General features: G+C 69.5%; 1 protein-coding gene. It reads left to right on the top strand.

Features of this window, described 5'->3' with window-relative positions; all coding sequences use genetic code 11:
* Positions 1-22: 22 nt before the first annotated feature.
* Positions 23-629 (top strand): phosphopantetheine-binding protein (locus MOV75_RS40995; RefSeq protein ID WP_309487020.1); only part of this gene is annotated, 607 nt, incomplete at its 3' end.

The following is a 629-nucleotide window of genomic DNA, read 5'->3' as shown; positions in this document are numbered from 1 at the left end:
CGGGCTGACGGCGGAGCGGTTCGTGCCCTCGCCGTTCGGTGACGGCGAGCGGCTGTACCGCAGCGGCGACCTGGTGCGCTGGCGCGCTGATGGCGAGCTCGAGTATCTCGGGCGGATCGACCATCAGGTGAAGCTGCGCGGCTACCGGATCGAGCTCGGTGAGATCGAGGCGGCCTTGATGCGGCATGACGGCGTGAAGGACGCCGTCGTGATCGTGCGCGAGGACAGCCCGGGCGACAAGCGGCTGGTGGCCTATGTGATCGGCAGCGATGCAGGGGCGGATGCGCCAACAGACGCTGCGGCATTGCGCAGCCATCTGCAGCAGAGCCTGCCCGACTACATGCTGCCGTCGGCCTTCGTGCGGCTCGATGCGATGCCGCTGACGCCGAACGGCAAGACCGACCGCCGCGCACTGCCGGCGCCAGAGGGCGACGCCTATGCGCAGCAGGCCTATCAAGCGCCGCGCAACGCAACCGAAGAAGGATTAGCGCAGATCTGGTGCGAGGTGCTGGGGCTTGAGAGGGTCGGGGTGCACGACAATTTCTTCGAGCTCGGCGGCCACTCGCTGCTGGCGACGCGCCTGACCGCGCGCGTGCGCGACCGCCTCGGCGTCGACCTCCCGCTCCGCG

Source organism: Bradyrhizobium sp. PRIMUS42, assembly GCF_023006515.1.
In the GTDB taxonomy this organism is placed as follows: domain Bacteria; phylum Pseudomonadota; class Alphaproteobacteria; order Rhizobiales; family Xanthobacteraceae; genus Bradyrhizobium.
Note: the sequence above shows the minus strand (reverse complement) of the source record. Positions and strands in the feature narration are given on the sequence as shown.